This window comes from Enterobacter sp. Bisph1 (assembly GCF_000814905.1).
Classification (GTDB): domain Bacteria; phylum Pseudomonadota; class Gammaproteobacteria; order Enterobacterales; family Enterobacteriaceae; genus Kosakonia.
Genome location: NZ_JXAG01000037.1, coordinates 1 through 23,055, shown reverse-complemented (window position 1 = coordinate 23,055; position 23,055 = coordinate 1). Strand labels below are relative to the sequence as shown.

The following is a 23,055-nucleotide window of genomic DNA, read 5'->3' as shown; positions in this document are numbered from 1 at the left end:
TGGCGCGATAACGGGCAGCGGTAGGTTAATCACCCTGCTCAACGCGCCGCACTTTTTTTAGCTCATCCCGCAGGCGAAGATACCCTTTATAAATGGCTTCACGATCGTGACGGCAAGCTTTGTGATTACGTTTCAGCACGTGGATATAGCCAAAGGCAACGATAACAATCGCCACCATCCAATACCATGAGATAAACACAGCGCCCCCGTAAACTCTTCCGTTAAGAACTTATTAGCAAAACGATTCAATTTGATACGTTACTAAAGCTGCTACTGCCGTTACTAAAGCGGCAGTGCGTACCACTTTATAAGTAGAAAGGTGGATTTTCAACGTGAGAGCGTCAGAAGCACGCCAAACATTGATGCAGGACAGGCAAAAAAAAAATCCGCAGCCAGTGGCCGCGGATTTTTAGCATTCAGTCGAAGGATTAGCTGGCTTTACGCGCATGCTCCTGACGGTAAGCCACCAGGTCTTCGATGGTCACCACCGCCATATTGTGCTGTTTGGCAAACGCGATGCACTCCGGCGCACGCGCCATAGTGCCATCGTCATTGGTTAATTCACACAGCACACCCGCCGGTTTGAAACCCGCCAGAGTCACTAAATCGATGGTCGCTTCCGTGTGGCCGACGCGGGTCAACACACCGCCCGGCTGGGCACGCAGCGGGAAAACGTGACCAGGACGGTTCAGGTCGGACGGTTTAGCGTCGTCGGCAATCGCCGCGCGCACCGTGGTCACACGGTCGGCAGCGGAAACGCCGGTGGTCACACCGCGCGCCGCTTCAATGGTGACGGTAAAACCGGTACCAAACGCGCTGGTGTTGTTCTCAACCATCATCGGCAGATCGAGCTGTTTACGGCGTTCATCCGTCAGGCACAGGCAAACAATACCGCTACCGTGGCGAATGGTCAGCGCCATCTGTTCAACGGTCATGGTTTCAGCGGCGAAGATCATATCGCCTTCGTTTTCACGATCCTCGTCATCGAGCACCATCACACCACGGCCTTCACGCAGCGCGGCGAGAGCGAGTTCAATACGTTGGAAAGGCGTGCCAAACGAAGAAAGCAGCGTCTGATTCATGGTAAAAGACCTCAATAAAGTTATGGTTACCAGAATCAGGGCAGTCTTAGGAGTGTCGCAATGCGGCATAAAAAATAACGCGAGCGGGCGTCATTGCCCAGCAGAACCGTTACTCTCTCCCATCCGGACTTTAACCGTCGGCCCCGGAATCACACCGGATCTGCTGTCCTTCAGGCATTACCTGAAGCGCTCGCGGGCTTTCAGCGTTCGCTGATTTACCGCCGGTGGGGAATTTCGCCCCGCCCTGAGAATAAGCGGGATAACTATAACGCCGTTGATATCCTTCGGCAATGCATAAGCTTCAAACATTTCTGGTTTATCACCTGGGGTTATCACACTACAATAAGCTGATGCACCTTAGCCAAACAGGGACCCCAAAATGATTGATCCGAAGAAAATTGAACAGATTGCGCGACAGGTTCACGAATCCATGCCCAAAGGGATCCGTGAGTTTGGGGAAGACGTTGAGAAGAAGATCCGCCAGACGCTGCAGGGACAACTTACCCGCCTCGATCTGGTGAGCCGCGAAGAGTTTGACGTACAAACCCAGGTTCTGCTGCGCACCCGCGAAAAACTGGCGCTGCTGGAACAGCGCTTAAGCGAACTGGAAGGCCGCAGCAGCGCCGATGTCACCGAAGTGAAACCGGCTCCGGCCATTCCCCCGGTTGACCAGCAGTAATAAAAAAGCCCTCGTCAATGAGGGCTTTTTTTGATCCTTTTCCAACAACGCTTAGGTTACTGGTTGTCTTTCTGGATCTTTTTGATGATGTTGGTGGTTGAGCAACCATCTTCAAAGTTGAGCACCAGCACTTCACCGCCGTTCGCCCACACCTCTTCGCTACCGGCAATTTGTTCCGGCTTATAATCGCCGCCTTTGACCAGCAGATCCGGCAGGATCCCGGCAATCAGGCGCTGCGGCGTATCTTCTTCAAAAGAGACCACCCAATCCACCGCTTCCAGCGCGCTAAGCACAATCATGCGCTGCTCAAGGGGGTTAACCGGACGGGTTTCCCCTTTCAGACGTTTGGTAGAAGCGTCACTGTTGACGGCAACAATCAGGCGATCGCCCAGCTTACGCGCATTGGCCAGATAAGAGACATGACCGGCATGGAGAATATCGAACACGCCGTTGGTCATCACCACTTTCTCGCCGCGCTTACGCGCCGCTGCGACAGCCACTTTCAGTTCCTCTTCCGTCATCACGCCAAAGCCGGTTTCCGCGCGACCGCGCACCGCGTTTTCCAGCTCGATAGGCGAGACGGTTGAGGTACCGAGTTTACCGACCACCACACCTGCGGCGGCGTTAGCGAAATAGCACGCTTCTTCGAGGGAATTCCCTGCCGCCAGCGTAGCCGCCAGCACGCCAATCACCGTATCGCCTGCGCCGGTAACGTCATACACTTCCTGCGCCTGGGTGGGCATATGCAGCGGAGCTTTACCCGGCTGCAATAACGTCATTCCCTGCTCGGAGCGCGTGACCAAAAGCGCGGAAAGTTCGTAATCGGCAATCACTTTCATGCCGCGCTCGACGATATCGTCTTCGCTGGCGCATTTCCCGGCCACCGCTTCGAATTCCGACAGGTTCGGTGTCAGCAGCGTCGCGCCGCGATAGCGCTCGAAATCAGTGCCTTTCGGATCGATCAGTACCGGCACGCCCGCGTTACGCGCGAGCGTAATCATCTGCCGTACGCTTTCCAGCGCGCCTTTGGCGTAATCCGACAGCACCAGCGCGCCAATGCTGCTTAATGCCTGGCTGATTCGCTCATGCATCGGCTGCGGATCAATCCCGGCAAAGCCCTCTTCAAAGTCCAGGCGAATCAGCTGCTGGTTACGTGATAACACGCGCAATTTAGTGATGGTGGGATGCGTGGGGACCGAAACGAAATCACACTGGACATTCACGTCCGCCAGCGCTTTGCTGAGCGCACGCGCCGCATCATCAATACCCGTCAGGCCGACCAGCCGCGCCGACGCGCCAAGCGAAGCAATGTTCATCGCCACGTTCGCCGCGCCGCCCGGACGCTCTTCAATGGTATCGACTTTCACCACCGGCACCGGCGCTTCCGGCGAAATGCGGCTGGTTGGGCCGTACCAGTAACGATCCAGCATCACATCACCCACCACCATTACACCGGCTTGCTTAAACTCTGGCAGCGTCACTTTCATTCCCGTCTCCTGAGAGATACAAAATTTGCGCGCGATAATACCACACTTACGCGGGGGCGCACGGTTCCACCAGCCACTTGTGCCAGCTGCTTTTAATCAGCGCCCGCTCGGCAGCAAAACAGGAGAGCGCCACATGTCCGGGCAGCTCCTGTAACGCCAAATGGTGCAGTTCATCGCGCAGCGTCGTATAGGCGAGCGTCAATGCCTGCGCTTCTTGCTCATCCATAATGCCGTTTTGCGCCAGCCCCTCGAGGATGCGCACGTTATCCGACCAGCGCGTCAGCTTCGGTTTGTCATGGGCAAAGCGTAGCACCAGATACTGCGCGATAAATTCAATATCGGTAATGCCACCTTCATCGGTTTTCAGGTCAAAACGATCTTTATGCTTGTTGCCAAGATGAGCGCGCATCTTCTCACGCATTTCACGCACTTCCGTTTGCAAGGTTGTACCGTCGCGCGCGGTCATCAGGATATCGCGACGGATCGCATCGAATTCAGCGGTCAGTTTAGGATCGCCGTACACCACGCGCGCGCGCGCCAGCGCCTGATGTTCCCAGGTCCAGGCTTCGTTACGCTGATAATCGGCGAAGGACTCCGTGGTGGTGACCAACATGCCCGCCGCGCCGGAAGGGCGCAGCCGCGCGTCCACTTCATACAGAATGCCGGAGGAGGTACGCGTGCTAAACAGATGCATCACGCGCTGTGCCAGCCGCAGATAAAACTGGCGACCGTCGATTTCGCGCTCGCCATCCGTCATCACATCCATCGGACAGTCGTGGAGAAAAACCAGGTCCAGATCGGAACTGTAGCCCAGCTCCCAGCCGCCCAGCTTGCCGTAACCGACCACCGCGAACCCACGCCCGTCACGATCGTGCAGATGCGTCGGCTGACCATAACGCGCCACCATCTGCCCCCAGGCTTGTTGAACCACCGCGTCGATAATCGCTTCCGCCAGCCAGGTTAAGTGATCGCTCACTTTCATCACCGGCAGCGTACCGGCAATATCCGCAGCCGCCACGCGCAGCAGCTGCGCCTGTTTAAACTGGCGCACGGCTTCAAGCTGCTGCTCTTCATCCTCTTCAGGAACCCGCAACAAATACTGCCGCAGCTCATCGCGATACGCGTTCATGGCTGTCGGTTGATAAAGGGTGTTCGGGTCGAGCAGCTCATCGAGCAGAATCGGGTAGCGCGCCAGCTGGCTGGCGACCATGGGTGAAGCGGCGCACAGCGAAATCAGATGCTTTAACGCGCCGGGAAATTCACTCAGCAGTTCTAAATAGGTAGTGCGGGTAATAATGCCGGTGAGTAACGGCGTCAGGCGCGACAGCGGAACGGGGGCGTCATCACGGGAACAAACGTCACTGAGCAGATGCGGCATTAAGTGATCGAGCACCTGCCGCCCGCGTGGACCAATAGTGCGTTTATCCAGCTCTTTACGGAAATCGGCAATCAGCGCCACCACCCGCCGACGATCCTCGTCACGCAAGTGCGCCAGCACCGGCGTGGAATCCTCTTCCTGTAACGCATCCTGCCACAGCTCGCGCCAGCCCTCGGACAGGGCATCTTCTGGCGAATCCGTTTCATCATCGCCAATCAATTCGTTAAAGATGCGGCGCACCGCGGCCATCTGCGCCTCCAGCGTTGCGCTCAGCGCTTCCCAGCTTGCCTGGCCCATTCCCCAGGCCAGACGCGCGCGGTTGAGTTCATCGCCCGGCAGTGTCTGCGTCTGTTCATCATTGATGCTTTGCAGCAGATTTTCCAGCCGCCTTAGCCATAGATAGGCCTCGCGCAGAAGGGTTGCATCGCCCTGCGGTAACAAATGCAGCCGCTCAATGGCGGCCAGCGTCGGCAGCAGCGAACGGGATTGCAGCGCCGGTTCGCGCCCGCCGCGGATCAACTGGAAAACCTGCACGATAAATTCAATTTCGCGAATGCCGCCGGCACCAAGCTTAATATTGTCCTTCAGGCCACGGCGGCGCACTTCACGGGCGATCATGCCTTTCATATTGCGCAGGGATTGGATCACGCTGAAATCGATATAACGACGGAAGACAAACGGACGCAGCATCGCGCGTAATTCGCGGGCATGCTCGCCGTCGTCATCGCCCATAATGCGCGCTTTCACCATCGCATAGCGTTCCCAGTCGCGTCCCTGCTCCTGGTAATAATCTTCGAGGGCGGCAAAACTCAGCACCAGCGGGCCGCTGTCGCCAAACGGACGCAGGCGCATATCTACCCGGTAGACAAAGCCGTCCTGGGTGGGCTGATCGAGGACTTTAATCAGCCGTTGCCCAAGGCGAGTAAAAAATTGCGCATTGTCTAATTCACGACGACCGCCGCGGGTTACGCCGTTTTCTGGCCAGGCGAAAATCAAATCAATATCCGAAGAGAAATTAAGCTCGCCGCCGCCAAGCTTGCCCATGCCGAGCATCAGCATCGGCTGCGCCACGCCTTGTAGGTTACAGGGCGTGCCCCACTCGCGGCAGCAGGCGTCATAGAGCCAGTCCCGCGCGGCAACGATAAGGGTTTCCGCCAGCGCGCTCAGCTGTTGCAGAATCTCTTCATCGCTGACCAGCCGCAGCGCCTGGCTCCAGGCGATGCGGACCATGATGCGGCGGCGAAACAGCCGCAGCGTGTGCATCAATGCGGCTTCATCGGTGACCGTTGCTAATGCGCTTTGCAGCCATTGCGCGTAGTGATGCCACTCATCAGCCGGCGGCGGTGCGCCATCAAGCTCCGCCAGCCACTCAGGATGGGCGCTGATGCTTTCCCGAACAAAATCACTAAAAGTGAGCACTGACTGCGCCTGCTCGCTTAGGGGTTGCGCGGTGAGCGCCTCCGGTAAGCGCGAAAGTACCGTTTGCCAGTGCTGGGTTAATCCTGAGTGGTGCAGCATGGGAATATCCTTTCGTTAACGTTTTCCGCTATGCAACCAGAACGGCTCCTGGGATATGGCGGTATTGCGGAAATGTTCGATCTCGACTCTCTGGCGCGTTTCAATGGCATGGTGTAACCCCTGCCAGTTCTCCAGCCAGGCTTCGGCAAGGGCGCGATCGTAGCGCCCGCCCAGCAGTAATACGTTATCGATATTACGAACCAGACGCGGTAATTGGTCGCGATAGCTGTCGCCCAGCGGCTGGGCAAAGGCTTTTTTCAGCTCGGCGGCGCTGCGGGAGAGATGAATATCGGCAAAGCGTTTGAAAGAGTCGGCGAATTTGGCCTGCGCTTTTTCATCAAGGAAGACGCGCCAGCCCTGCGTCACCAGCCACTCGGTCAGTAACAGCTTCGCCATCGCCGATTCCGTACCCCACACCGCAGTGTTCGCGGAAACCGCCGAGGTGATAGTCGCGTCCGACTGGGTCAGCAGATCGCGTAAGTGAGTGCTCGCTTTACGCGGCACAATGCCGCCAAACAGCGTCAGCGCGTGGCGCAGCAGCGCAATCGCGTTAAGGATTTCAGCTTTCGCTTTTTCATCGCCGCGTACCCACAGCTCTTCATGGTATTGCCACTGCGACAAAGCCAGTTCCAGCGCGGCGGCAAAGCCTTGCTCAACGCTCGCCTTCGCAGGGGTTTGTAAAAACGACGTTGGACGGCGCTCGCGCGTCGCATTGCCCTGCGCCAGATGGTAGCCGCGCGCCGCTTTGCTCAGGCTCCCCTGACGCAGGCCGGAAAAATTCACCAACTGGCGCGCCAGCTTGAGAACATCCGTCGCCGAACCGCTCAGCAGCTCCAGCTCCAGCTCGCAAATCGGCTCGGCCAACTCGCCCGCTTTCACCTCGCCCAAATCAAGGCCAATCTCGATGCGGCTGTCGCCGACGTTGACCAGCCATTTTTCACGGGCAAAATTTGTGCTGAACAGCGGCTGCGCCTGCGCCTGTAAGTCATCGGGCAACACGCCCTCAGGCCAAACTTCCGCCGGGAAGCGGCTCAGATCGAGCTCGGGGCCGGTAAGGGGAATGTTATATTCAGGACGCTGATGTAAACCACCGATCACACGACCGGCGATTTTCATGGTCATCTCATACTGGTCGTCAAAACCGCGAATGCGCAGCCCCATATCGTGGCCGCGGAGCCAGTTGTCCGGCGTTTCGTAATAGATGTTGAGCAGCTGGCTGGGTGCGATATGTTCCTGCGTCAGCCCATGCAGATGTTGACGAAGCGTTTCCACGCTGTCCTGATTAACGATAAACTTTAATTCGATTTCCTGAGCCATGGCTTTGCACTTATGGTTATGTCACATCAATGAAAATTCCGGCGAACTAACGCGCCTGAGATTTGTCAGTAGATAGTATTTTGCGTCAAATTGCCATGCAATGCGCAATCTGACGGGTGCAAAAGTTCGCGTAAGTGCGCAGTTTGACCTGGAAGATTCCGATTGATGCCCGCAGCCAGGTATCGTCAGACTGTTGCCACTGTTTATCACTCACGTTTAATGAAAATAATGACTGCCTGATGCCAAAATTACGCCTGATTGGATTGACCCTTTTTGCGCTTAGCGTGTCTGTTGGCACCCACGCCGAAGAAAAACGTTATGTTTCCGATGAACTGAACACTTGGGTGCGCAGCGGCCCCGGCGATCATTACCGCCTTGTCGGCACGGTGAACGCCGGCGAGCAGGTGACTCTATTGCAAGAAAACAGCGATTACGGCCAGGTGCGCGACAGCACCGGTCGCACCGCGTGGATCCCCTTAAAACAGCTTAACAGCCAGCCCAGCCTGCGCACCCGCATGCCGGAACTGGAAAACCAGGTAAAAACGCTGACCGATAAACTGAACAATATCGACAATACCTGGAACCAGCGTACCGCCGAGATGCAGCAGAAAGTCGCCCAGAGCGACAGCGTCATCAACGGCCTAAAAGATGAAAATCAGAAGCTCAAGAATGAGTTAATTGTGGCGCAGAAAAAGGTCAACGCCGCCAACCTGCAGCTGGATGACAAACAGCGCACCATTATTATGCAGTGGTTTATGTATGGCGGCGGCGTGCTCGGCGCGGGTTTGCTCCTCGGCCTACTGCTGCCGCATATGATCCCCACCCGCAAACGCAAAGATCGCTGGATGAACTAAGCAGATTCGCCATCTTCTCTACACTTACGTATTATCTGTTAGCGAATGTGTAGAGGAGAGTGGCGGCGTGAAGAGTTATCTGGTCGGTGGTGCTGTACGTGATACGTTGTTGGGTCTGCCGGTCAAAGACAAAGATTGGGTTGTTGTCGGCGCTACGCCACAAGAGATGCTTGACGCGGGATACCAGCAGGTAGGCCGCGATTTTCCTGTGTTTCTCCATCCACAAAGCCACGAAGAGTATGCGCTGGCGCGTACCGAGCGTAAATCCGGCTCGGGCTACACCGGTTTTACCTGCTATGCCGCACCGGACGTCACGCTGGAGCAGGATCTGCTGCGCCGGGATCTCACCGTCAATGCGCTGGCGCAGGATAGCCAGGGTGACATCATCGATCCCTACGGCGGGCAGCAAGACCTGCGCAACCGCATCCTGCGCCATGTTTCCCCCGCTTTCGGCGAAGATCCGCTACGCGTGCTGCGCGTTGCCCGCTTCGCCGCCCGTTACGCCCATCTTAGCTTCCGTATTGCCGATGAAACGATGGCGCTGATGCGAGCGATGACCGAGGCGGGCGAGCTAACGCACCTGACAACCGAACGGGTATGGAAGGAGACGGAAAACGCCCTGCAAACCCGAAATCCCCAGGTTTACTTCCAGGTGCTGCGCGATTGCGGCGCGCTGAAAGTGCTGTTCCCGGAAATCGACGCCCTGTTTGGCGTACCGGCCCCGGCGAAATGGCACCCGGAGATCGACACCGGCGTGCATACGCTGATGACGTTATCGATGGCGGCGATGCTCAGCCCGCATGTCGATGTGCGCTTTGCGACGCTGTGCCATGATTTGGGCAAAGGTTTAACGCCGAAAGAGCTCTGGCCCCGTCACCACGGACACGGCCCGGCGGGCGTGAAACTGGTGCATGGGCTTTGCCAGCGCTTGCGCGTACCCAATGAGATCCGCGATTTGGCAAAACTTGTCGCAGAGTTTCACGATCTGATCCACACCTTTCCGATTTTACAGCCGAAAACCATCGTCAAACTGTTTGATTCCATCGATGCGTGGCGCAAACCGCAGCGCGTTGAGCAGATTGCCCTGACCAGCGAAGCTGACGTACGGGGACGTACCGGCTTTGAAGCCTGTGATTATTCGCAAGGACGTTTACTGCGTGAAGCGTGGGACGTGGCGCGCGCCGTACCGACCAAAGCGGTGATTGATGCAGGGTTCAAAGGTGCACAAGTGCGTGAAGAGCTGACCCGACGCCGGATAGCGGCGCTGGCGACCTGGAAGGAACAGCGTTGCCCTCAGCCGCAAGACTGAGGGCGCAACGTTTATTAGAAGAAGACTACATAAACCGCCGCCGCGACCACGAAACGGTAAATCGCGAATGGGATAAAGGAGATGTGTTTAATCAGCTCCAGGAAGGTTTTAATGGCAATCAGCGCCACAATAAAGGCCGTGATAAAACCCACGGCGAACATCGGGATATCGCCCGTGGTCAAAAAGCCGATGCTTTTATAGAGATCCAGCGCCGTTGCGCCCATCATCATTGGCACCGCCAGCAGGAAAGAGAACTCCGACGCGGCATAGCGGCTCACGCCCATTAACATGCCGCCGGAAATCGTTGCCCCCGAGCGGGAAAAGCCCGGCCACAGCGCCAGACACTGGAAGCAGCCAATCATAAACGCCTGACGATAGGTCATATCATCAACGCCCTGCGCGCGCGGCACTTTCGGCTTCAGTAGTTCGGCAGCAATCAGCAGGAAACCGCCAACCACCAACGCATAGGCTACGTTGCGTGGGTTAAACAGCGACTTGATAGCGTCGTGGAACACCAGACCCAGCACCACCGCCGGGATCATACCTAACAGGATATGAATCAGCGTCAGGCGCCCGGTACCCGTGCCTTCGTGGCGTGGTTTGCCAAAATGAATGCCAATCAGGCCAAACAGACGACGCCAGAACATCACCACCACGGCGAGGATCGAACCTAACTGGATCACCACTTCGAACGTTTTTGCCGTGTCGCCTTCAAAGCCCAATATATGGCCTACGATTATCATGTGACCGGTGCTGGATACGGGCAGAAATTCTGTAAGACCTTCAACAACGCCCAGAATGGCTGCTATCAGCAATGAATGCATATCGCCCATCAATAAACCCCTAAAAAGATATAAAAAAACGGCTTTTCCCGCAGAGAAGCCGTGAAAGACCGCTATCTATGACCTGAATACTAGCGCTTGGTTTAACGATTATGAATTTAAATACTGCCTTTCGGATTTAGGCCACGTTCGATAATGACGCCGACATTCAGCGCGCGGGCGACGGCTCCGGGCTTGCTCAGTTTGATGCGAACCCACGGCGAGTTAAAACGTGCCAGCAACAGATCGGCCACCTCTTCGGCGACGCGTTCAACCAGTGCAAAGCGACCGCCTTCAACGTGGCCGACAATCACGTCGGCGATATCCGCATAGCTAAGACAGTCATTAACATCATCGCTCTTTGCCGCCCGGCGATTATCCCAGGCCATTTCGATATCGAACACCAGCTTCTGCTCAATGGTCTGTTCCCAGTCGTAAACGCCAATGGTCGTGATGACCGAGAGCTGCTCTATAAATACAATGTCCATTCCACCCCGCCTGCTGTTTGCTCCGGCGCTGCCGCTGTCAGACCGCATCTTTCCTGCAACCTGTCAGATTTTGCGCAAAACCTGGATACCACTTTTCGTTAATTATGCGTATTATCCACGGATGCAGAGTATAAAACGACATTTTCACAACGGAACAGCGTTATGAGTGCAATCGCGCCTGGAATGATTCTCCTTGCGTACCTTTGCGGCTCAATTTGCAGCGCCATTCTGGTCTGCCGCATCACCGGTCTGCCCGATCCGCGCGTTAGCGGTTCTGGCAATCCGGGGGCGACCAACGTATTACGAATTGGCGGCAAGGGAGCAGCCGTAACGGTACTGGCTTTCGACGTTTTAAAAGGCATGCTACCGGTGTGGGGCGCGTACGCCCTTGGCATTACGCCGTTCTGGCTGGGGCTTATCGCCATCGCCGCCTGTCTTGGCCATATCTGGCCGATTTTCTTCAAATTCCAGGGTGGTAAAGGGGTGGCGACGGCGTTTGGCGCTATCGCACCTATCGGCTGGGATTTAACCGGCGTTATGGCGGGGACCTGGCTGTTAACGGTGCTGTTAAGCGGGTATTCATCGCTGGGCGCGATTGTCAGCGCCCTGATAGCGCCCTTTTATGTCTGGTGGTTTAAACCGCAGTTTACCTTTCCGGTGGCGATGCTCTCGTGCCTGATCCTGCTGCGCCATCACGATAATATTCAGCGTCTTTGGCGACATCAGGAAAGCAAAATCTGGTCGAAGCTGAAGAAGAAAAAAGCGCAGAAAGACGAGAGCGAAAAAGCGTCATAAGCGTGCCCGGCGCATTCTGTGCAACCGGGCAACTGCTTTTTAAGCAGCGGGCAGCTCCGCCAGAGGCCAGCGCGGACGCACCGTTACCCCAAGTCCGGCATCATGTCCGGCTTTCAAACGTACCATTCCTGCATACGCAATCATCGCGCCGTTATCAGTGCAAAACTCCGGGCGCGCATAGAACACTTCGCCACGGCGCTTGTGCATCATCTCGGCCAGCTTTGCACGCAGCGTACGGTTCGCGCTGACGCCGCCCGCCATAACCAAACGGGTAAAGCCCGTCTGCTCCAGCGCGCGCTTGCATTTGATCATCAGCGTATCAACCACCGCATCTTCAAACGCGCGAGCAATATCGGCGCGGGTTTGTTCATCATTACCATTATTGCGAATGGTATTCGCCGCGAAGGTTTTTAACCCGGAGAAACTAAAATCGAGCCCCGGGCGATCGGTCATCGGACGCGGAAAGACAAAACGCCCTTCCGTGCCCTGCGACGCCAGTTTCGACAACATCGGCCCGCCGGGATAATCAAGCCCCAGCAGTTTGGCGGTTTTATCAAAGGCTTCACCAGCGGCATCGTCAATCGACTCACCGAGCAGTTGATAATGACCAATCCCGGTTACGCTAATAAGTTGCGTATGACCGCCGGAAACCAGCAGCGCCACAAAAGGAAACGCCGGAGGATTCTCTTCCAGCATCGGTGCCAGCAGATGACCTTCCATATGGTGAACCGGAATCGCCGGTACATCCCAGGCAAAGGCGAGGGAACGGCCTACCGTTGCGCCCACCAGCAGCGCACCCACCAGCCCCGGGCCTGCGGTATAGGCCACCGCATCAATATCTTTCGCCCTCAGTCCGGCCTCTTTAAGCGCGGCCTGAATCAGCGGCACGGTTTTACGCACGTGATCGCGCGAAGCCAGTTCCGGCACAACGCCGCCGTAATCAGCGTGAAGTTTCACCTGACTATACAATTGGTTGGCTAAAAGCCCCTGTTGATCGTCATAAATTGCGATGCCGGTTTCATCGCAGGATGTTTCAATGCCCAGTATGCGCATGACTCTGTTTACCTCTTTGCAATAGCGCGCAGTGTAGGGCGAATGCCGGGCGATGTAAAACTTTGCTCACTCCTGCAGCGCAGTTCGTGTATACTCCTCACCCTTACAAAAGTCCCCTTATAAAACGGGCGGCGGTGCTTTACAAAGCAGCGGCAGTTGCAGTAAAATTCCGCACCATTTTGAAATAAGCTGGCGTGAACGCCAGCGGCAAACCGATTTAATCAAAGGTGAGAGGCACATGCCGGTAATTAAAGTACGTGAAAACGAGCCGTTCGACGTAGCTCTGCGTCGCTTCAAACGTTCCTGCGAAAAAGCAGGTGTTCTGGCGGAAGTTCGTCGTCGTGAGTTCTATGAAAAACCGACTACCGAACGTAAACGCGCCAAAGCATCCGCAGTGAAACGTCACGCGAAGAAACTGGCTCGCGAAAACGCACGCCGTACTCGTCTGTACTAATTCGTCTGGGCGAGCGCCCTTTCGTTTAGACCGAGTTGTAGTTGTAAGGCCGTGCTTCCGAAAGGAATGCGCGGCTTATTTTCGTTTATAACCTGATATATCCTGCGGTTTTCGGTCACCTTTCATCGGCCCGGAAAGCAATGGCTATAAAAGCTCAAAACGGGGCCTATGGCTGGACGAATCCCACGTGTCTTTATCAATGACCTGCTGGCGCGCACCGACATCGTCGATCTCATCGACGCGCGTGTAAAGCTGAAAAAGCAGGGCAAGAACTATCACGCGTGCTGTCCATTCCATAACGAAAAAACCCCCTCTTTCACCGTGAACGGTGAAAAACAGTTTTACCATTGCTTTGGCTGCGGCGCGCACGGCAACGCTCTCGACTTCCTGATGAACTACGACAAGCTCGAGTTCGTCGAAAGCGTCGAAGAACTTGCCGCGATGCACAATCTTGAAGTGCCGTTTGAAGCAGGCAGTGGGCCCAGCCTGATTGAGCGCCATCAACGGCAAACGCTCTATCAATTAATGGATGGGCTGAACGCGTTCTATCAGCAATCTTTAACACAAGCTGCCGCAGAGCCTGCTCGCCAGTATCTGTCCAGGCGCGGTTTGACCAGCGAAATCATTACGCGTTTCGCCATTGGTTACGCGCCGCCCGGCTGGGACAATGTGTTGAAACGTTTCGGCGACAATAGCGAAAACCGCAAGTCGCTGATTGATGCTGGAATGCTGGTCACCAACGACCAGGGACGCAGTTACGATCGTTTTCGCGAACGGGTAATGTTTCCGATTCGTGATAAACGGGGACGGGTGATTGGTTTTGGTGGTCGCGTTCTGGGTAACGATACGCCAAAATACCTTAACTCGCCGGAGACGGATATTTTCCATAAGGGCCGCCAGCTGTATGGCCTTTATGAAGCGCAGCAGGATAAAGATGAACCCCAGCGGCTGTTAGTCGTCGAAGGTTATATGGATGTCGTTGCGCTGGCGCAGTACGGCATTAACTACGCGGTGGCTTCGCTGGGTACATCAACTACAGCGGATCATATTCAGTTACTGTTTCGCGTAACGAAAAACGTCATCTGCTGTTACGACGGCGATCGCGCAGGACGCGATGCCGCATGGCGAGCGCTGGAGACCGCGCTGCCCTATATGAGCGATGGCCGACAGCTGCGTTTTATGTTTCTGCCGGACGGTGAAGATCCGGATACGCTGGTGCGTAAAGAGGGTAAAGAGGCGTTCGAAGCGCGGATGGAGCAGGCTCAGCCGCTCTCCACGTTTCTGTTTAACAGCCTGTTGCCGCAGGCGGATTTAACCACGCCAGACGGAACAACCCAGCTTGCCGCGCTGGCACTGCCGTTGATAAACCAGGTGCCAGGCGAAACGCTACGCATCCAGTTGCGACAGCTGTTGGGGAATAAAATTGGTATTTTCGATGATGCTCAGCTTGATCGATTAATGCCAAAACAGGTGGAAAGCGCAGCGGCGCGCCCCGCTCCCCAGCTAAAACGCACAACCATGCGTATACTGATAGGACTGTTGATCCAGAACCCGGAACTGGCGCCAAAAGTACCGCCGTTAGAAGGTTTGGATCCATCAAGGCTCGCCGGGCTTGGCTTATTTTCAGAACTGGTCAACACTTGTTTGTCACAGCCGGGTCTGAATACCGGGCAGTTGCTGGAACACTATCGCGGCACAAAAGAGGCCGCAACACTTGAAAAGTTGTCAATGTGGGACGATATAGCAGATAAAGACATCGCTGAAAAAACGTTCACAGACGCGCTCAATCATATGTTTGATTCGATGCTTGAACGGCGGCAAGAAGAGTTGATAGCTCGCGACCGCACACATGGTTTAAGCAGCGAAGAACGCCGGGAGCTATGGCAGTTAAACCAGGAACTGGCAAAAAAGTAAATTCAACGGCTTAAGTGCCGATAATCGATCGGGAAGATCCCGACAGCCGCGTTGAGGGCCAGCGGCAAAGATATAAATACACCCTCGCGTTAAATGTTGGCGGTTTTTTTCGCCGACCGACACCAACCCTCGTGAATTAAGTGTGGATACCGTCTTATGGAGCAAAACCCGCAGTCACAGCTTAAGCTTCTTGTCACCCGTGGTAAGGAGCAAGGCTATCTGACCTATGCCGAGGTCAATGACCATCTGCCGGAAGATATCGTCGACTCCGATCAGATCGAAGACATCATCCAAATGATCAACGACATGGGCATCCAGGTGATGGAAGAAGCACCGGACGCCGATGATCTGTTGCTGGCTGAAAACTCCAACAACACTGACGAAGACGCGGAAGAAGCCGCCGCACAAGTGCTTTCCAGCGTTGAATCTGAAATCGGGCGCACCACTGACCCGGTACGCATGTATATGCGTGAAATGGGCACCGTTGAACTGTTGACCCGCGAAGGCGAAATTGACATCGCTAAACGCATCGAAGACGGGATCAACCAGGTTCAGTGCTCCGTCGCCGAATACCCGGAAGCGATCACCTATCTGCTGGAGCAGTACGATCGCGTGGAAGCGGAACAGGCTCGCCTGTCCGATTTGATCACCGGCTTTGTCGATCCAAACGCTGAAGAAGAGATGGCGCCAACCGCCACCCATGTGGGATCTGAACTCTCCAGCGAAGAGATGGATGACGACGAAGACGACGAAGATGAAGACGACGACGACAACAGCGACGATGACAACAGCATCGATCCTGAGCTGGCGCGTGAGAAATTCGCCGAGCTGCGTACCCAGTACGAACTGACCCGCGACACCATCAAAGCTAAAGGCCGCAGCCACGCCGCGGCGCAGGAAGAGATCCTGAAGCTTTCTGAAGTGTTCAAACAGTTCCGTCTGGTGCCGAAACAGTTCGATTACCTGGTTAACAGCATGCGTATCATGATGGATCGCGTGCGTACCCAGGAACGTATCATCATGAAGCTGTGCGTTGAACAGTGCAAAATGCCGAAGAAAAACTTCATTACGCTGTTCACCGGCAACGAAACGAACGAGACCTGGTTTAACGCCGCGCTGGCGATGAACAAACCGTGGTCTGAGAAGCTGCATGAAGTGGCGGAAGAAGTTCAGCGTGGCCTGATGAAGCTGCAGCAGATTGAAGAAGAGACCGGCCTGACCATCGAGCAGGTTAAAGATATCAACCGTCGTATGTCTATCGGCGAAGCGAAAGCGCGTCGTGCGAAGAAAGAGATGGTTGAAGCGAACCTGCGTCTGGTTATCTCTATCGCTAAAAAATACACCAACCGTGGTTTGCAGTTCCTCGATCTGATTCAGGAAGGCAACATTGGTTTGATGAAGGCGGTAGATAAGTTCGAATATCGCCGTGGCTATAAATTCTCCACCTACGCAACCTGGTGGATCCGTCAGGCGATCACCCGTTCCATCGCGGATCAGGCACGCACCATTCGTATTCCGGTACATATGATTGAGACTATCAACAAGCTCAACCGTATTTCCCGCCAGATGCTGCAAGAGATGGGGCGTGAACCGACGCCGGAAGAGCTGGCTGAGCGTATGCTGATGCCGGAAGATAAGATTCGTAAAGTGCTGAAAATCGCCAAAGAGCCAATCTCCATGGAAACACCGATTGGTGATGATGAAGATTCGCATCTGGGTGATTTTATCGAGGATACCACCCTCGAGCTGCCGCTGGACTCTGCCACCACCGAGAGCCTGCGCGCCGCCACGCACGACGTTCTGGCGGGCCTGACCGCCCGTGAAGCGAAGGTCCTGCGTATGCGTTTCGGTATCGATATGAACACCGACCATACGCTGGAAGAAGTGGGTAAACAGTTCGACGTAACCCGCGAACGTATCCGTCAGATCGAAGCGAAGGCGTTGCGCAAACTGCGTCACCCGAGCCGCTCTGAAGTGCTGCGTAGCTTCCTCGACGATTAATTCGTAACGCTTAATCAAGCTCCCGCCCGGGAGCTTTTTTTTTGCCCTGGATTTATCGTTACAGACCGCGCGTCACCAGCGCCTCGTCCAGTTCGCGGTAGGCTTCAACCAGTTTATCCAGCGTGGCGCGGTTCAGACCGCTGGGATTGGGCAGCACCCAGACCTGCGTCACGCCGATGGTGATATTTTGTTTGCCCCAGTTCGCGCCCCGCACGCTAAACGCTTGTTCAAAGGCTTGCTTGCCCAAAATCGCCAGCGCGGCAGGCTGGTAATCCTCTATTTTCTTAACCAGCGCCCTGCCCCCGCTGCGCAGCTCCTGCAGTTCAACTTCCGTGGCCTGTACAGTTGGGCGCTCAACCAGCATGGTGATACCGCAGCGGGTATCGAGCAGGCGATGTTCCTCTTCCGGACGCAGCTGTTGGTCGGTAAACCCGGCCTGATGAATCACTTTCCAGAAGCGGTTGCCCGGATGGGCAAAATGAAAACCGGTATGAGCCGAGGATTTACCCGGATTGATGCCGCAAAAGACCACCCGCAGGCCCGGCGCCAAAATATCGTGGATCATGCTTAACTCCATAACAAAACGATAATCTTAGTATAAGAGATTGAATTCGCATTGTTTATAAAAGCATCAGCCAGGTGATTCCTGCTGGATTGCAGGGGTAAGTTACTTTATAATTCCCCGCCACGGCCCCTTAGCTCAGTGGTTAGAGCAGGCGACTCATAATCGCTTGGTCGTTGGTTCAAACCCAACAGGGGCCACCAAATAAAACAAGGAGTTAGATGAGAAATCGTCTAACTCCTTTTTCTTTGGATGCGATTTGGGTCAGGTAATGGGTCAGGTAAGAAATTACTACCTTCCCCCTCTTCATCTCGCTGCAAGCATCCCCGGATAGTGATAAAAGCCAGAAGTACTGCCCGTAAAATTCACGATACAGCGTTATTACGGCTCCGTCGAAACAAGCCAGTTGCTTGTCGTGCTCGCAGGATATCTACCGCTCGAAGATAAGGGGATTGCTCCTGCCAGTTAAATCCCCTGCGATCGATACGAACCAGTTCGTACTTATCCACCAGGAAGTTGACTGCATCGGCCAGGGTAATCCCGGCATCAATATGTTCCTTAATAACAGTTTTATCACTGAACGGCGTGTCGTTCAGTGTCAGGCCATAGTGCTGTTCCAGTAGGCGTGTCAGTAGCATTTGCCAGACTGCAACGGGCGACAGACAGGGCTTTACCGCCCGCGAAGTTGTTGCAGGTTGAGGTTTCATGTTTACTCTCGTGAAAGTAATTAACGCTGAGCGGGGTAAATGGCGATGTATACGTAGCCGCAGCTGCCAAGGGTATCGGCTTCACAGGTGAAACCGTTGTGGTACAGGGTGACGCAGTGGGCATGGCTAGGGTTCATTTCACCAGTGGTAAGCATTGACTCCATCTGGCTGATAAAATTCGGAAATACCTCATCCAGCTTAAGACATTCTGCTTCGCTGAATTTACCGGTAATACTGGCTCGGTCAGCCAGATAGTGCAGCCGGTTGCCCTCCTGAACCAGACGTGCTCCCAGGCGCGGCGTGATATCCCGCTGCAGGCCCCATGTGGTGTTGCTCATTTATAACCTCTTTATTTTCAGTTCAGGATGATACTCATCAGACAGGCATACGGTCCGTTGCGGTCCTGGCGGCGTTCGGCGTATACCGCCAGCACGCCGGGAATGTCAGGAACGACCTGGCCGATGTAATGACAGACACTGCCGTGCCACTGGTATCTGCTGGTGCAGTATCGAAAAATGCAGGAGGCCGGATGCTGACGGTAAATCGCCATCGCCCGGCGTTTACTGACAATTCTCATGTCATACCTCAAAGCAGACCGTGTTCAGCGAACGACAATATCTGCGTACCACCTACGATAAGGTGGTCAGGCACACGGATATCAACGAGCTGAAGCGCCTGCACCAGACGCTGCGTGATGGTCTTATCTGCCTGGCTGGGCGTGGTGTCGCCGGAGGGATGGTTATGCGCCAGTATCACTGCGGCTGCATTGAAATACAGGGCGCGTTTGACCACCTCACGGGGATGTACCTCGGTGCTGCTGATGGAACCGGCAAATAGAGTTTCGTGGGCAATCAATTGATTCTGTTGATTCAGATACATCACCATAAACTCTTCACGCTCCAGCCCCGCCATTTTCAGTTTCAGCCAGTCACGAGCTGCTTGGGTAGAGGTAAATGCCACGCCTGTTTCGCGCAGATGTCGGTCAAGCAGGTTAAGAGCTCGTTTTACTGTCCTCAGCGTGTTCAGGGGCAGCGAGCCATACTGCGGATGAAAAGATGTACCCATTTTCTGTTTTCCGTTAAGTAAGGAATATTGATGAGGGAAGTATTACTTCAAAAGGCCCGCTCTCTTACCATACAGTTTCAGGGCCACACTAAAGGTTGGGTCGATGGCTTCGAACCATGCCCAGACAGTCGTGATGCCTGTTCCCGCCGGAAAATGTAAGAAAGGCTCGCTTATAACCACTTCGTCATCCTCCTCTGTTACCGGAGCGTGTTTTAGCAACTCCCACAGGGCATCAGACCGGGACAGTTCTTCACTGTTCATTACGATCGCTCAGTCAGTAATGCGAATAATTGCGTTGGATTCAGGGTGCTGCAGGGCATAATCCCGCAGGCGGTAATAGTGCTCAGTCATGGCATCGCATTCGGTGCGACAGGCGTGATGGCTGTATTCAATCAGGCAGACAGCGATGCCTGCGGCTTCCACGCTCATTTCCGCACTATTGCCGTTCATACTGTTGAACAGAGGCCATTTATCGTCACTGTCAGCATCAGGGGCAATAAACGCTCCGCCATTACTGAGCGTGTAAAAGGACCAGATACCACCGCTGTATTCATCACAGAAGCGGTCCATCCAGGCGAAAATGCGTGGTTCCAGCGTTATCCACTGCGGGATAGCGCCAAAGTGCAGCGGCCAGAAATCGAGACGCTGTTCGTCAGGTACTGGTGTTGCAGTGAGGTCAGATTGAGATTCATTAGCGGACATGAATTCGCATTGCGTTTGTGTCGTCATGGGTATTCTCCGTCAATAAAAACGCCAGCGACGATGGCTGGCGTATGGGAAATAAAGGACATACAGGGATGATGAATGGGTGTGGTCAGGGGGAGGATACTCTGAGGATGTCATACTGCCGGATATAGCGGTTTAGTCCCTCACCGGCATCCGATTGCAAAGTTCCACGCCCGCCAGACCATTCGGCCTTCAGAGTCACGAACCACCAGGCGGAAGTAACTGCGCTGGTCATCTTCAATGGCGATGTTTTGATACCGGCTGGTAATAGTGTCGGCCTGCTGCCGGGTGAAAGATCCCGGTGGTAACCATTGAGGTTCAGACATGCGGTGTACCTTAAAAGCAAAATCCCCTGTCGCAAAAGCGACAGGGGACTGAAAGAGTGGAAGGGAAAATAGGATATTTTTCGTGTCGTAACGATAACACTACTGCTTAGCTGCCTGTTTTGCTTTTTCCCATGATGGTCGGTTTCGGCCAGTGAACTCTTTCACATCTGACCAGTACCCAATCGGATATTGTATTACCGTTTCGTTGCCAACGCCGATGTCAACAGACAGATATTGACCACCTTTAATGGACCCTTTACGCACCCAGGCATTTGGACTGCAGGTTCCGGTATCACGCTGTTGCCAGGATCGGTCATCTCTGTCGATGATGTAAAAATCACCTAATGCACATCCACTGGCAGACTTGTGATTTAACACTGCGACCACGTGCTTGGTATTACCGACAATCACACAACTATTCTGTTTTCCTCCACATGTGCTCCACAAAGTGTCACCATTACCACCAGTAAATTCCCAGATGGTATTTGGTGGTGGGGTATCGTTGGATATTGCAGTAGAGGCTGGAGTTTGTTCTGGAACCACAGTCCCATTTACCAATGCACGTAATACTTTCAATTCACTATCGCTAGGGGTATTAACCCATTGTCCATCTTTACCATTATTGTAGAAGCCTACAAAGTTCTGAAGGTCAGGTTGGTATAAGAACGTAAGATTGTGGTTACCGCAATTCCCCTCCTCGCACATAAAACCTTTCAAGTAGACCTTACCATCAATTTTTAGTGGTTCCATCGGACCCGCAGGACCATTCATCTGTTCGAGCATAGTCGGTAAACCATTTAGTTTCATGGTCTCATCAAACGACTTTTTATACGCAGGATCTGTCTTGTACAGGTTGAAAGGATAAGGGCAGGTATTGTTTTCTGATTGACAGTTCTTGGCTTCTACCGCCGTTTCGATTGATGCCTGGACTGCAGTCGGGGCCATCAGTGCTACAGATAGAGCCAACCAACTCCATTTAACCCTTGGAGAATAAGGTTTTCTTTTCATAGTGAAACTCCTGATAAAGCCCCATGACGCTTCAGGGGCTGGGGGCTTATGCTGGTGTATAGCGCTCTGGAATTGTACCGGAGCTAGTGGAGTGGCAAAGACCGGTTGCCGCTCCGTTATTGCATATCTCCACACCTGAATTGCAGCAATCAGTTTACTGTGAACAATCGGGCTGGTGATTTGGTCTTCGGTTGAGTTATCGTGATGTACTCCATTTTTTCATAACGCCATGTTATTGTTTTTACTTGCTAGAAAAGGTCATCAAACCGAAGCTCATCCTGACTCCCCCTTATCGGCAACCTGAGACAAAACTTCACGGATATAGCCAAAGTGCGGAAGAGCCCGGATAAAGCCCGCCTGTGGGGTTAACTGGCTGAGACGTTTTCGCGGGGTAAAAGTGGTGTGCAGGACTGTTACCGCATGGATGGTCACCAGAGGATGCACGGTGATATGCCCGTTAAGTTCACCGGTGAGGTACCAGCAGCCGTCGAGTGATATCAGGCGGTACGGGGCCAGTCCGTCACAACGTTCACCGTCGGCCAGCAGCAGTATCCGCTGGCAGGCGGTAATGGCAGTGACGAGACGGTAAAACACCAGTGAGCTGGCCGGGGACACAGACTGTGGCGGCTGCCATACCAGACACGGCATCCCTCCTGCAGTGAGCAGCATGCCCGCCAGACGCCGGTCCAGCCCAGGAAAGATATCGGCCAGTCCGGCCCGGTGAGCAAAGGTCAGCGCATCCAGCTCGCCCTGCACGCCCCCACCGGTACTGCGCAGTCGGCATTGCCCCCGTCGATACTCCAGGTCGAGGTACATCAGCCGTTCGCGAAAATCCCGTCGCAGGGTACGGACTGACACACCAAACTCTGCAGCCAGCCGCGCCATGTTCAGCGTTTCACCGGCAACCAGGCGGCTGATTATCAGTGACAGTCTGACAGCCAGCCGGTCATGACGGCGCTCTGCCTGTGTCATCTTGAATCTCCGTAATAGTTAACTGACTGAATATGAAATGATTCTAAAGAGGGGGGCGGACAGGGTATGGACATGGAATGAACTATTTTTTATCTGCCTCCGGAAGCAGGCCCAACACGGCACACCGTGAAATGCGGTGATAAAACACTCAATCCAATGAGGGGGAAACGGACAGGGAGTGTCCTTTGTTAACATGGCGATAACACTCTCAGGACTGAAACCCACTCAGCATAGCTTCCGCCATCACCCAGAGAGCCCTGTTGAGCTTCACATCTCCGTCGATACCACGCACGGCGCGGGTATGTGTTCGCCCGCCTTTTGCACTCCGACCACAGAGCCCGCCCTTAATCAGGTTCTCCTGAATACGCTGGTATGTGGTCCACAGATCATTGCTCTCATCCTGCCAGCGGCGTAGGGAGAGTATCTGAGCTGCTGTCACCGGCTGGTGGTCCTCACCAAAACGGTACGTCAGTGCAGCCTTTGCCAGAGCCTGTTGTGCAGGTGGCGGCAGCATCAGCGACTGCATGGCATCCCGCTTC

The 23,055-nt window shown here is 54.6% G+C and carries 25 protein-coding genes, 1 tRNA gene, 1 pseudogene and 1 riboswitch; of the genes and pseudogenes, 8 read left to right on the top strand and 19 right to left on the bottom strand.

Annotated elements, in window-relative coordinates; all coding sequences use genetic code 11:
* Positions 1-25 precede the first annotated feature (25 nt).
* Both RW65_RS11785 and ribB read right to left on the bottom strand, forming a co-directional pair.
* Entirely contained in the window at positions 26-199 is a 174-nt protein-coding gene (locus tag RW65_RS11785) for a hypothetical protein (protein WP_039056937.1), read from the bottom strand.
* 229 nt (positions 200-428) lie between these two features.
* Positions 429-1,082 carry a 3,4-dihydroxy-2-butanone-4-phosphate synthase gene (ribB, locus tag RW65_RS11780; RefSeq protein ID WP_039056936.1) on the bottom strand — a complete coding sequence of 218 codons (654 nt, stop codon included), beginning with the start codon at positions 1,080-1,082 and terminating at the stop codon, positions 429-431.
* A gap of 107 nt (positions 1,083-1,189) precedes the next feature.
* Positions 1,190-1,338: riboswitch (FMN riboswitch) on the bottom strand.
* Between the two features lie 123 nt (positions 1,339-1,461).
* Between ribB and ubiK the strand changes: the two genes are divergently transcribed.
* A complete protein-coding gene (ubiK, locus tag RW65_RS11775) occupies positions 1,462-1,761 on the top strand; it encodes a ubiquinone biosynthesis accessory factor UbiK (RefSeq protein ID WP_039056935.1) in 300 nt (99 codons plus the stop codon).
* A gap of 56 nt (positions 1,762-1,817) precedes the next feature.
* Here ubiK and hldE read toward each other — a convergent pair whose 3' ends face one another.
* From hldE to RW65_RS11760, 3 genes are read right to left on the bottom strand one after another with little or no spacing between them, the layout of a single operon-like run.
* Positions 1,818-3,248, bottom strand: coding sequence for a bifunctional D-glycero-beta-D-manno-heptose-7-phosphate kinase/D-glycero-beta-D-manno-heptose 1-phosphate adenylyltransferase HldE (gene hldE / locus RW65_RS11770; protein WP_039056934.1), 1,431 nt, complete (start codon positions 3,246-3,248; stop codon positions 1,818-1,820).
* A gap of 46 nt (positions 3,249-3,294) precedes the next feature.
* Entirely contained in the window at positions 3,295-6,144 is a 2,850-nt protein-coding gene (gene glnE, locus RW65_RS11765) for a bifunctional [glutamate--ammonia ligase]-adenylyl-L-tyrosine phosphorylase/[glutamate--ammonia-ligase] adenylyltransferase (protein WP_039056933.1), read from the bottom strand.
* Between the two features lie 15 nt (positions 6,145-6,159).
* On the bottom strand, positions 6,160-7,461 hold the full coding sequence (locus RW65_RS11760) for a CYTH domain-containing protein (RefSeq protein ID WP_039056932.1): 1,302 nt from the start codon (positions 7,459-7,461) through the stop codon (positions 6,160-6,162).
* Between the two features lie 239 nt (positions 7,462-7,700).
* Between RW65_RS11760 and RW65_RS11755 the strand changes: the two genes are divergently transcribed.
* The gene (locus RW65_RS11755) at positions 7,701-8,315 is read left to right on the top strand and encodes a TIGR04211 family SH3 domain-containing protein (RefSeq protein WP_039056931.1); all 615 of its coding nucleotides are present in this window, start codon (positions 7,701-7,703) and stop codon (positions 8,313-8,315) included.
* A gap of 67 nt (positions 8,316-8,382) precedes the next feature.
* Positions 8,383-9,624 (top strand): multifunctional CCA addition/repair protein, encoded by a 1,242-nt coding sequence (locus RW65_RS11750; protein ID WP_039056930.1) that lies wholly within the window; start codon positions 8,383-8,385, stop codon positions 9,622-9,624.
* A gap of 14 nt (positions 9,625-9,638) precedes the next feature.
* On the opposite strand, the gene bacA is transcribed toward RW65_RS11750, so the two are convergent.
* Both bacA and folB read right to left on the bottom strand, forming a co-directional pair.
* Positions 9,639-10,457, bottom strand: coding sequence for an undecaprenyl-diphosphate phosphatase (gene bacA, locus RW65_RS11745; protein WP_039056929.1), 819 nt, complete (start codon positions 10,455-10,457; stop codon positions 9,639-9,641).
* 107 nt (positions 10,458-10,564) lie between these two features.
* Positions 10,565-10,933 (bottom strand): bifunctional dihydroneopterin aldolase/7,8-dihydroneopterin epimerase, encoded by a 369-nt coding sequence (gene folB, locus RW65_RS11740; RefSeq protein ID WP_039056928.1) that lies wholly within the window; start codon positions 10,931-10,933, stop codon positions 10,565-10,567.
* Between the two features lie 162 nt (positions 10,934-11,095).
* On the opposite strand from folB, the gene plsY reads away from it, so the two are divergent.
* Positions 11,096-11,728, top strand: coding sequence for a glycerol-3-phosphate 1-O-acyltransferase PlsY (gene plsY / locus RW65_RS11735; protein ID WP_039056927.1), 633 nt, complete (start codon positions 11,096-11,098; stop codon positions 11,726-11,728).
* Between the two features lie 39 nt (positions 11,729-11,767).
* Here the strand turns inward: plsY and tsaD are convergent, their stop codons facing one another.
* The gene (tsaD, locus tag RW65_RS11730; RefSeq protein WP_039056926.1) at positions 11,768-12,781 is read right to left on the bottom strand and encodes a tRNA (adenosine(37)-N6)-threonylcarbamoyltransferase complex transferase subunit TsaD; all 1,014 of its coding nucleotides are present in this window, start codon (positions 12,779-12,781) and stop codon (positions 11,768-11,770) included.
* Between the two features lie 238 nt (positions 12,782-13,019).
* On the opposite strand from tsaD, the gene rpsU reads away from it, so the two are divergent.
* The 3 genes from rpsU to rpoD all read left to right on the top strand — a co-directional run bounded on the left by rpsU (position 13,020) and on the right by rpoD (position 17,150).
* Positions 13,020-13,235, top strand: coding sequence for a 30S ribosomal protein S21 (gene rpsU / locus RW65_RS11725; RefSeq protein ID WP_001144069.1), 216 nt, complete (start codon positions 13,020-13,022; stop codon positions 13,233-13,235).
* 168 nt (positions 13,236-13,403) lie between these two features.
* Complete coding sequence (gene dnaG, locus RW65_RS11720) at positions 13,404-15,149, top strand: DNA primase (RefSeq protein ID WP_039056925.1); 1,746 nt, start codon at positions 13,404-13,406, stop codon at positions 15,147-15,149.
* Positions 15,150-15,305: 156 nt separating this feature from the next.
* Positions 15,306-17,150, top strand: a complete 1,845-nt coding sequence (gene rpoD, locus RW65_RS11715) for an RNA polymerase sigma factor RpoD (RefSeq protein WP_039056924.1) — start codon at positions 15,306-15,308, stop codon at positions 17,148-17,150.
* Positions 17,151-17,208: 58 nt separating this feature from the next.
* Here the strand turns inward: rpoD and mug are convergent, their stop codons facing one another.
* Positions 17,209-17,715 (bottom strand): G/U mismatch-specific DNA glycosylase, encoded by a 507-nt coding sequence (gene mug, locus RW65_RS11710; protein WP_039056923.1) that lies wholly within the window; start codon positions 17,713-17,715, stop codon positions 17,209-17,211.
* 124 nt (positions 17,716-17,839) lie between these two features.
* Here mug and RW65_RS11705 point away from each other — a divergent pair.
* Positions 17,840-17,915, top strand: a tRNA-Ile gene (locus RW65_RS11705).
* 162 nt (positions 17,916-18,077) lie between these two features.
* On the opposite strand, the gene RW65_RS11700 is transcribed toward RW65_RS11705, so the two are convergent.
* The 10 genes and pseudogenes from RW65_RS11700 to RW65_RS11660 form a co-directional block, all read right to left on the bottom strand.
* Complete coding sequence (locus RW65_RS11700) at positions 18,078-18,419, bottom strand: TA system toxin CbtA family protein (RefSeq protein WP_039056922.1); 342 nt, start codon at positions 18,417-18,419, stop codon at positions 18,078-18,080.
* Positions 18,420-18,439: 20 nt separating this feature from the next.
* Positions 18,440-18,757 (bottom strand): type IV toxin-antitoxin system YeeU family antitoxin, encoded by a 318-nt coding sequence (locus RW65_RS11695; protein WP_039056921.1) that lies wholly within the window; start codon positions 18,755-18,757, stop codon positions 18,440-18,442.
* Positions 18,758-18,774: 17 nt separating this feature from the next.
* Positions 18,775-18,996, bottom strand: a complete 222-nt coding sequence (locus RW65_RS11690) for a DUF987 domain-containing protein (protein WP_039056920.1) — start codon at positions 18,994-18,996, stop codon at positions 18,775-18,777.
* Between the two features lie 8 nt (positions 18,997-19,004).
* Complete coding sequence (locus RW65_RS11685) at positions 19,005-19,484, bottom strand: JAB domain-containing protein (protein ID WP_039056919.1); 480 nt, start codon at positions 19,482-19,484, stop codon at positions 19,005-19,007.
* Between the two features lie 42 nt (positions 19,485-19,526).
* Entirely contained in the window at positions 19,527-19,745 is a 219-nt protein-coding gene (locus RW65_RS11680; protein WP_020456350.1) for a hypothetical protein, read from the bottom strand.
* A 9-nt stretch (positions 19,746-19,754) separates the two neighbouring features.
* Entirely contained in the window at positions 19,755-20,213 is a 459-nt protein-coding gene (locus tag RW65_RS11675) for an antirestriction protein (RefSeq protein WP_039056918.1), read from the bottom strand.
* A gap of 85 nt (positions 20,214-20,298) precedes the next feature.
* Positions 20,299-20,536, bottom strand: a pseudogene (locus tag RW65_RS21935) (DUF905 domain-containing protein).
* Between the two features lie 99 nt (positions 20,537-20,635).
* Positions 20,636-21,544, bottom strand: coding sequence for an Ivy family c-type lysozyme inhibitor (locus tag RW65_RS21930; protein ID WP_072037751.1), 909 nt, complete (start codon positions 21,542-21,544; stop codon positions 20,636-20,638).
* 273 nt (positions 21,545-21,817) lie between these two features.
* Positions 21,818-22,516: a DeoR family transcriptional regulator gene (locus RW65_RS11665; protein WP_039056916.1), complete on the bottom strand. Its 699-nt coding sequence runs from the start codon at positions 22,514-22,516 to the stop codon at positions 21,818-21,820.
* A gap of 208 nt (positions 22,517-22,724) precedes the next feature.
* The coding region (locus RW65_RS11660) for a DUF932 domain-containing protein (RefSeq protein ID WP_039056915.1) at positions 22,725-23,055 on the bottom strand (331 nt) is incomplete at its 5' end.

Coding starts and splice junctions, on each gene's coding strand:
- rpoD (WP_039056924.1), top strand. CDS start 15,306: ATGGAGCAAAACCCGCAGTCACAGCTTAAGCTTCTTGTCACCCGTGGT.
- RW65_RS11755 (WP_039056931.1), top strand. CDS start 7,701: ATGCCAAAATTACGCCTGATTGGATTGACCCTTTTTGCGCTTAGCGTG.
- glnE (WP_039056933.1), bottom strand. CDS start 6,144: ATGCTGCACCACTCAGGATTAACCCAGCACTGGCAAACGGTACTTTCG.
- tsaD (WP_039056926.1), bottom strand. CDS start 12,781: ATGCGCATACTGGGCATTGAAACATCCTGCGATGAAACCGGCATCGCA.
- RW65_RS11685 (WP_039056919.1), bottom strand. CDS start 19,484: ATGGGTACATCTTTTCATCCGCAGTATGGCTCGCTGCCCCTGAACACG.
- RW65_RS11760 (WP_039056932.1), bottom strand. CDS start 7,461: ATGGCTCAGGAAATCGAATTAAAGTTTATCGTTAATCAGGACAGCGTG.
- plsY (WP_039056927.1), top strand. CDS start 11,096: ATGAGTGCAATCGCGCCTGGAATGATTCTCCTTGCGTACCTTTGCGGC.
- mug (WP_039056923.1), bottom strand. CDS start 17,715: ATGATCCACGATATTTTGGCGCCGGGCCTGCGGGTGGTCTTTTGCGGC.
- RW65_RS11675 (WP_039056918.1), bottom strand. CDS start 20,213: ATGACGACACAAACGCAATGCGAATTCATGTCCGCTAATGAATCTCAA.
- ribB (WP_039056936.1), bottom strand. CDS start 1,082: ATGAATCAGACGCTGCTTTCTTCGTTTGGCACGCCTTTCCAACGTATT.
- hldE (WP_039056934.1), bottom strand. CDS start 3,248: ATGAAAGTGACGCTGCCAGAGTTTAAGCAAGCCGGTGTAATGGTGGTG.
- RW65_RS11665 (WP_039056916.1), bottom strand. CDS start 22,516: ATGACACAGGCAGAGCGCCGTCATGACCGGCTGGCTGTCAGACTGTCA.
- RW65_RS11695 (WP_039056921.1), bottom strand. CDS start 18,757: ATGAGCAACACCACATGGGGCCTGCAGCGGGATATCACGCCGCGCCTG.
- ubiK (WP_039056935.1), top strand. CDS start 1,462: ATGATTGATCCGAAGAAAATTGAACAGATTGCGCGACAGGTTCACGAA.
- RW65_RS11680 (WP_020456350.1), bottom strand. CDS start 19,745: ATGAACAGTGAAGAACTGTCCCGGTCTGATGCCCTGTGGGAGTTGCTA.
- dnaG (WP_039056925.1), top strand. CDS start 13,404: ATGGCTGGACGAATCCCACGTGTCTTTATCAATGACCTGCTGGCGCGC.
- RW65_RS21930 (WP_072037751.1), bottom strand. CDS start 21,544: ATGAAAAGAAAACCTTATTCTCCAAGGGTTAAATGGAGTTGGTTGGCT.
- bacA (WP_039056929.1), bottom strand. CDS start 10,457: ATGGGCGATATGCATTCATTGCTGATAGCAGCCATTCTGGGCGTTGTT.
- folB (WP_039056928.1), bottom strand. CDS start 10,933: ATGGACATTGTATTTATAGAGCAGCTCTCGGTCATCACGACCATTGGC.
- RW65_RS11690 (WP_039056920.1), bottom strand. CDS start 18,996: ATGAGAATTGTCAGTAAACGCCGGGCGATGGCGATTTACCGTCAGCAT.
- rpsU (WP_001144069.1), top strand. CDS start 13,020: ATGCCGGTAATTAAAGTACGTGAAAACGAGCCGTTCGACGTAGCTCTG.
- RW65_RS11700 (WP_039056922.1), bottom strand. CDS start 18,419: ATGAAACCTCAACCTGCAACAACTTCGCGGGCGGTAAAGCCCTGTCTG.